This is a genomic window from Micromonospora rosaria, from assembly GCF_001567585.1.
Classification (GTDB): domain Bacteria; phylum Actinomycetota; class Actinomycetes; order Mycobacteriales; family Micromonosporaceae; genus Micromonospora; species Micromonospora rosaria.
On sequence record NZ_LRQV01000210.1, the window covers coordinates 1 to 7,778 of the forward strand.

Sequence of the window (7,778 nt, forward strand, 5' to 3'; positions counted from 1 at the left end):
GTCGTCGCGCCGGGCGGGCCCGCGCCCGGCGCGACGGCCTCCGGCGGCACCACGACCCCCGCCGCCGGCCCGACCGGGGGCGGCCCGGCCGGCGGCGGGGCCCCGCCGCTGGCCGCCCTGGCCGACATCCCGGTCGGCGGCGGGCAGATCTTCGGTGACCAGCAGGTGGTGGTGACCCGGCCGACGGCGGACACGGTGAAGGCCTTCTCGGCCGCCTGCACGCACCAGGGCTGCACGGTCACCGAGGTCACCGGCGGCACCATCGTCTGCGCCTGCCACAACAGCGTCTTCGACATCGCCGACGGGTCGGTCCGCAGCGGCCCCGCCGGCCGCCCGCTCCCCGAGGCCGCGGTCACGGTCGACGGCGACACCATCCGCCTCGGGTAGGCCGGTTCCGCCTCGACTGGCCGCGCCGGGCGCGGGCGGGCCGGCCCCGGTCCGGGTGGGCGGGTCGCGCGTCGGTCGGTCCCGGTCACGGTCACGGCGGCGCCCCGGGGCACCGGCCGGGGTGGGGGTGCCGTCCACCCCGGCCGGTGCGGTCCCGTGCGGTCCTCAGGAGACGAGCGCCGGCCCGACGTGCAGCAACAGGTTGGCCGTGCCCGGGGTGACCCAGTTCAGGGTGTTCGGGGTGGCGGTGCCGACGATCCGGGTGGCGACCTGGGCCGGGGTCCAGGTCGGGTGGGCGGCCAGCACCAGGGCGGCGGCTCCGGCGACGTGCGGGGCGGCCATCGAGGTACCGCTGCGGTACACCTGCTGGGTGTCGCTCTGGTGCCCGGCGGAGAGCACGTTCAGGCCCGGGGCGAACAGGTCGACGCAGGAGCCCTCGTTGCTGCTCGGCCAGGTCCCGTCGTCGGCCTGCGACGCGGCCACGGTGATCACGGCCGGGATCAGGGCGGGCGTCTTGACGCAGGCGTCGTCGTTGTTGTTGCCGGCGGAGACCGCGTAACTGATGCCGGTGCCGATCGACGTGGTGATCGCGGACTGGAGCGTGCCGGACGGGTCGGAGTCGGCGACGAAGTACCCGAGGCTCATCACCACCACGGCCGGCTGCACCGCGTTGGCGGTGATCCAGTCGACCGCGGCGACGACCAGGGACAGTGCCCCGGCGCCGATGCAGTCGAAGACCCGGACGGCGACCAGGGTGGCCTGCTTCGCCACCCCGAACGTGGTGCCGCCGACCGTGCCCGCCACGTGGGTGCCGTGGCCCTGGCAGTCGTCCGCCGTCCCGCCGTCGACCAGGTCGACGCCGCTGACCGCCCGACCGCCGAAGTCCTGGTGGGTCAGGCGGATGCCGGTGTCGACGACGTACGCGTGCACCCCCGCCCCGGCGTTGGTCGGGTACGTGTAGGAGGCGTCCAGCGGCAGGTCGGCCTGGTCGATGCGGTCCAGCCCCCACGGCGGGCTGGTCTGGGTGCCGTCCAGCCGTACCACGTGGTCCTGCTCGACGAAGGCCACCGTCGGGTCGGCGGCGAGTTGACGGGCCACGGCGGCGCTGGCCCGGACCGAGAAGCCGCGCACGGCGGCGGAGTAGTGGTGGCCGACGGTCCCGCCGTACCGGCCGGTCAGGCGCTCCGCCGTCCGGGCGACGTCGGCCCGGTCGGCGGTGTCGTCCCGGAGCACCACCAGGAAACTGTCCGCGATCGCCGTCGCGCCACCGGCGTTGCGGATCGCGGGCGTAACCTCGGCGGGCGCCGCCCCGGCGCTGGCCGGACCACTGGCGGCCACCACGACGACCGTGCAGGCCGCCGCGAACGCCCCGATCCGGCGCCACCGCGACTGTGCCAGACGCATGTCCCCGTTCTCCCTTCCGACGCCTCCTGCGCGGTCCGTCGCGAACCGGTGACACAGGGCGTCGATCACCACGAAGACCATATATGTCGATGGTTCGCTGCGGGGGCGCGGGTGGGAGCGTTCCCGGTGGCGCGGCCGACGCCGACGCCGGTCGTCGCGGTGACCGACCCGGGGCGGGACCGAGCGGCACCGGGAACGCCCGCCGCGGACGGTGAGGGCGACCGCAGCGGGGACGGTGAGGGCGACCGCAGCGGGGACGGTGGGGTTGCCGGCGGGGGTTAGGTTCGGCCGGTGACCGGGACGACGACCAGTGGCGGGACGGCAGCGGTGGGACAGCCCCACGGCAGCGACGCGGCGAACACGCTCACCGCCCGGTGGGCGGCCACCCTGGACGGCCGGTCCACGGTGCTGTCCGGCGCGGGTGTCCACCCGCTGCTGGCGTTGCTGGCCCCCCACGCCGCCGGGGCGACCCGGGAGGAGCTGCTGTCCGTCGTCGGCGACCCGGGGGCCGGCGTCGACCTCACCGGCTCGCCCGGCGCCACGCTGGCGGTGAGCGCCTGGACCGCCGCCGGGCTGCCGCTGACCGAGCGGTGGCTGGCGGCCGTCCCCGAGCCGGTCCGGCAGCGACTGACCGGCGACCCGGCGGCGGACCAACGGGCGCTCGACGGGTGGGCCGCCGCCCGCACCGACGGCGTGATCCCCCGGGTACCGGTCCGGGTGACCCGGGCCGACCTCCTGGTGCTGGTCAGCGCGCTCCTGGTACGGACCACCTGGGCGCAGCCCTTCACCGAGCGACGGTTCACGCCGGCCGCCGACCCGTGGCGGGGCCACGACCTCCCCGGCCTGTACCAGTCGACCGGTGACGTCGGCCGGCTGCGGGTGGTGTCCACGTCGGCCGGTCCGGTGACCCTGCTGACCGTGCCGGGGACCGACGACGTGGACGTGCTCCTCGTCCTCGGTACGCCGCAGCGCCCCGCCCGCGAGGTGCTGCCGGCGGCGATCGGCGCGCGGGCCGGCGGGACGGCGTTGCCGGTCACCGCCGGGCCGGGGGTGAGCACCCGGACGGTGCTGTCCCCGTCCCCCGCCCCGGAGTTGCACGTCTGGACCGTGCCGTTCGACGTCGACGCCGAGCACGACCTGCTGGCGCACGCCGACCTGTTCGGGCTGCGCGCCGCCACCGACCCCCGCACCGGCCACTTCCCGGGCATCAGCCCGCTGCCGCTGGCCGTCTCGCAGGCCCGGCAGTCCGCGACGGCCACCTTCACCGCCACCGGCTTCACGGCCGCCGCCGTCACCGCCCTGTCCATGCGGTTCGGCTCGGCCCCGCCCCGCGCCACCGCGCCGAAGGAGATCGTCCACCTGGAAATCACCCCGCCCTTCGGCTTCCTCGCCGTGCACCGCCCCACCGGGCTGGTGCTCTTCGCGGGCTGGGTCACCGAACCGGCACCACCGGCGAGCTGAACAGGGCGGGCCGGCGTCGGACGGCCGACGCGCATCCGCCGCCCGGGGTCTACTGTTCGGTAATCCGGTCCGATTATCCTCCATCGGCCAGATCCCTCTCGGAGGACTCGGAGTTCATGGACCCGAACATCGGTAGACGGACACGTACCGTGCTGGGCGTGCTGGTCACCAGCGGTGCGCTCATCGCCACGACCGGCCTTCCCGCTCACGCCCAACCGACGGCGGCGGCGACGGTCCCCACGGTCAGCGAGATTCACTACGACAACGTCGGCACCGACACCGGCGAGGCCATCGAGATCGAGGCCCCGGTCGGCTTCGACCTGACCGGTTGGCAGATCGTGCTCTACAACGGCGCGAACGGTGCGCCGTACCACACCAGGACGCTCAGCGGGTCGGTGCCGGCGGCCGGTGTGGTCGTCGCCGAGTACCCGACCGACGGCATCCAGAACGGCTCCCCCGACGGCCTGGCCCTGGTCTCTCCCACCGGGACGGTGGCGGAGTTCCTCACCTACGAGGGGACCTTCACCGCCGTCGGCGGCCCGGCCAACGGGCTGACCGGCACCGACATCGGCGTCCAGGAGACCTCCTCCACCCCGGTCGGGCACTCGCTCCAGAAGATCGACGGGACGTGGCGAGCGCCGGCGGCGAACACCTTCGGCGTCCGCAACGGCGGCGGCTCCCCCGACCCCGACCCGGAGCCGGGCACCGGCTGCGACGTCCCCGTCGACAGGACCATCGCGCAGGTGCAGGGCACCGGGGCGTCGACCCCGCTGGCCGGCACCCGGGTCACCGTCGAGGGGGTGGTGACCGCCGACCACCGCACCGGTGGTTACAACGGCATCTACCTCCAGACCGCCGGCAGCGGCGGCGACCGGCCGGTCTCCGCCGGCACCGCCTCCGACGGCATCTTCGTGTACCTCACCACGAACACCGCCAACCACCCGGCGGTCGCGGTCGGCGACCGGGTCCGGGTCAGCGGCACCCCGAGCGAGTACAACGGACTCACCCAGCTCAGCATCGGCGCCCGCGCCGACGTGCAGGTCTGCGAGCAGGGCGTCACGCTGCCCGCCCCGGTCCCGCTGACCCTGCCGCAGGACGAGGCCGCCCGCGAGTCCGTGGAGTCGATGCGGGTCGCCCCGGTCGGCCGGTTCACCGTCTCCGAGGTCTACAACGTCAACCGGTTCGGCGAGCTGGTGCTCACCGCCGGTGAGAACGTGGCCCGTACCCCGACCGACGTGGCCCGCCCCGGCTCGGCCGAGGCGCGCACGGTGGCCGCCGACAACAAGCTGGCCCGGCTCCTGCTCGACGACGGCCGGACCACCAACCTCGCCGACGCCGGCCTGGCCCCGCCGTACCTGTCGGCGACGCAGCCGGTGCGGGTGGGCGACCAGGTCGACGCGTTCGGCCCGACGGTGCTGTCGTACGGGTTCAACGAGTGGCGGCTCCAGCCGACCACGCCGGTGAACGCGGACACCCCGGCGGCCGACCGGACCACCTTCAAGAGCACCAACCCGCGTACCGCCGCCCCGGTGGACGTCGGCGGTGACGTCAAGGTGGCCAGCTTCAACGTGCTCAACTACTTCGTCCACTTCGGTGGCGAGGCGCGGGGCGCCGCCAACGAGGCCGCGCTGGCCAAGCAGGAGGCGAAGATCGTCTCGGCGATCAGCGCGCTCGACGCCGACGTGGTGGCCCTGGAGGAGATCGAGAACTCGGTCCGGTTCTCCCCGAGCGACCCGCAGAAGGCCCTCAAGCGCCTGGTCGCGGCGCTGAACACCGCCGACGGGGCGGGCACCTGGGACTACGTGCGGACCCCGGCGGAGCTGCCGGCCCCGGCCCAGCAGGACTACATCACCACGGCGATCATCTTCAAGCCGGCCGCGGTCACGCCGAAGGGCGTCTCCCGGTCGGTCAACGACGAGAGCGTCTGGTTCAACGCCCGGGAGCCGATCGCGCAGACCTTCACCGCCGGGTCGGTGGAGTTCGCCGTGGTGGTGAACCACTTCAAGTCCAAGAGCGGCACCGGTACCGGGGACAACGCCGACACCGGGGACGGCCAGGGCTCCTGGAACGGTGACCGGGTCCGGCAGGCCCGCGCCCTCGCCGCCTTCGCCGACACCCTGGACACCTCCGACGTGCTGCTGGTGGGCGACTTCAACGCCTACACCCACGAGGACCCGATGCGGGTCTTCTACGACAAGCAGTACAAGAACCTCAACGACACCGGCCGGACCAGCTACGTCTTCGGTGGCGAGTCGGGCTCCCTGGACCACATCCTGGCCTCGCCGTCGCTGGCGGCGCGGATCACCGGGGCCGACGTCTGGGAGACCAACGCGGTCGAGTCGTACGCCTTCCAGTACGACGGCTTCCCGGCGTTCTTCGCGCCGAACCCGTACCGGGCCAGCGACCACAACCCGCTGCTGGTCGGCATCACCACCACGGCCAAGCCGGTGAACCTGCAACTGCTGAGCATCAACGACTTCCACGGTCGCCTGGAGTCCCCGGCCACCGTCGGCGGTCAGCCGGTCGGCGGGGCCGCCCAGCTCGCCGGGCTGGTCGACCATTTGCGTCAGCAGAACCCGAACACCGCCTTCGTCTCCGCCGGGGACAACATCGGCGCGTCCACCTTCGTCTCGGCGATCGACGACGACAACCCGACGATCGACGTGCTGAACAAGGCCGGGCTGACCGTCTCGGCGGTCGGCAACCACGAGTTCGACAAGGGCATCACCGACCTGACCGACCGGGTCGCCGAGCGGGCCGACTTCCCGCACCTCGGCGCGAACGTGTACCGGGGCACCGAGCGGGTGCTGCCGGCGTACTCGGTCGAGGAGATCGGCGGGGTCCGGGTGGGCTTCGTCGGCGTGGTGACCGAGCAGACCGCCTCCCTGGTCAACCCGGAGGGGGTCGCCGGGCTGACCTTCCGTGACCCGGTGGCCGAGGCCAACCTGGTCGCCGGCCAGCTCAAGGACGGCGACCCGGCCAACGGCGAGGCCGACGTGGTGGTGCTGCTGGCGCACGAGGGCGCCTCGACGGAGAACATCGACTCCGCCGAGAAGCTCGCCGCCGACCCGGTCTTCGGCAAGTTCACCCGGGTCGACGCCAGCATCGACGCCATCTTCAGCGGCCACACCCACCAGCCGTACGCCTTCAAGGTCCCCGTCCCGGGGTCGGCGAAGCTGCGCCCGGTGGTGCAGGCCGAGGACTACGGCAAGCGGCTGGGCCAGGTCACCCTGACCTACGACCCGGCCACCAGGTCGGTGACCGGTGCCGAGGCGAAGCTGGTCGACGTGGTCGGCGCCCCGCAGAACCAGGCGGTGGCCGACATCGTGGCCGCCGCGAAGGTCCGCGCCGACGAACTGGGCCAGCGCCCGCTGGGCAAGATCACGGCGGACATCACCCGGGCCTTCACCAACGGCAACGAGGACCGGGGCAAGGAGTCGACGCTGGGTAACCTCGTCGCCGACGCGCAGCTCGCCGGCACCCGGGAGCCCGGTCGGGGCGGGGCGCAGATCGCCCTCATGAACCCGGGCGGTCTCCGGGCCGACCTGCGGTACGGCACCGACGGCACGGTCACCTACTCGGCCGCGTTCTCGGTCCAGCCGTTCGCCAACGACGTGGTCACCAAAAGCTACACCGGCGCCCAGATCAAGGAGGTGCTGGAGCAGCAGTGGCAGCCCGAGGGGGCCTCCCGGCCGGTGCTCTGGCTGGGCGTCTCGAAGGGCCTGAACTACGTCTACGACCCGGAGGCCCCGAAGGGCTCCCGAATCGTGTCGATCACGCTGAACGGCACGCCGCTGAACCCGACCGGCACGTACCGGGTCACGGTGAACTCGTTCCTCGCCGCCGGTGGGGACAACTTCACCACCCTCGGTCAGGGCACCGAACCCGCCACCACCGGGGACAACGACCTGACCATGCTGACCGCGTACCTGGCGGCGAACTCGCCGGTCGCCCCGGACACCGAGCCGCGGTCGACCGTCGGGCGGGCCGGACCGACCTGCACCGAGACCATCACCGGCCGGTACGAGAAGCCGCTGGTGGTCAAGGCCGGGGTGGTCTGCCTGAACGACGCCACCGTCGTCGGCTCCACCACGGTCCGGCCGGGCACCTCCCTGGTGGTCACCGGCGGCACCCTGGAGGGTCCGCTGCTGGGCAACAGCCCGGCGCTGCTCACCCTGGACGGCGCGACCGTCAAGGGCACGGTCACGGTCTTCCACGCCACCGGTCCGGTGACCGTCGTCCGGTCCACGGTGGAGGGTTCGGTGACGACCTCGCGCAACAGCGGCGGGGTCCGGATCGACGGCACCACGGTCGACGGCCCGGTCAACCTGTACGACAACACCGGCACCCAGCCGGTGGTCGTCGCGGCCAACACGATCGAGGACGCGCTGCGGTGCCGGGGTAACGAGACGGCGCCGGTGAACGAGGACCGGCCCAACACGGTCAAGGGCGCGGCGCGGCAGCAGTGCGCCGCCCTGTGACCCGTACCTGAGCACTCCGGTCCGCGGTCGGTCTCCGGCCGCGGA

General features: G+C 73.6%; 4 protein-coding genes. 3 read left to right on the forward strand and 1 reads right to left on the reverse strand.

All coding sequences use genetic code 11. The features are described 5' to 3' along the window. On the forward strand, positions 1 to 387 hold a 387-nt coding region (locus AWW66_RS30425; protein ID WP_067373751.1), incomplete at its 5' end, for a Rieske (2Fe-2S) protein. A gap of 165 nt (positions 388 to 552) precedes the next feature. On the opposite strand, the gene AWW66_RS30430 is transcribed toward AWW66_RS30425, so the two are convergent. Continuing rightward, positions 553 to 1,791 carry a S8 family peptidase gene (locus AWW66_RS30430; protein WP_281179647.1) on the reverse strand — a complete coding sequence of 413 codons (1,239 nt, stop codon included), beginning with the start codon at positions 1,789 to 1,791 and terminating at the stop codon, positions 553 to 555. Positions 1,792 to 2,082: 291 nt separating this feature from the next. Here AWW66_RS30430 and AWW66_RS30435 point away from each other — a divergent pair, with 291 nt between their 5' ends. Continuing rightward, the gene (locus AWW66_RS30435; protein ID WP_211272155.1) at positions 2,083 to 3,252 is read left to right on the forward strand and encodes a serpin family protein; all 1,170 of its coding nucleotides are present in this window, start codon (positions 2,083 to 2,085) and stop codon (positions 3,250 to 3,252) included. A gap of 158 nt (positions 3,253 to 3,410) precedes the next feature. Continuing rightward, a complete protein-coding gene (locus AWW66_RS30440) occupies positions 3,411 to 7,733 on the forward strand; it encodes an ExeM/NucH family extracellular endonuclease (protein WP_245648558.1) in 4,323 nt (1,440 codons plus the stop codon). Positions 7,734 to 7,778 lie beyond the last annotated feature (45 nt).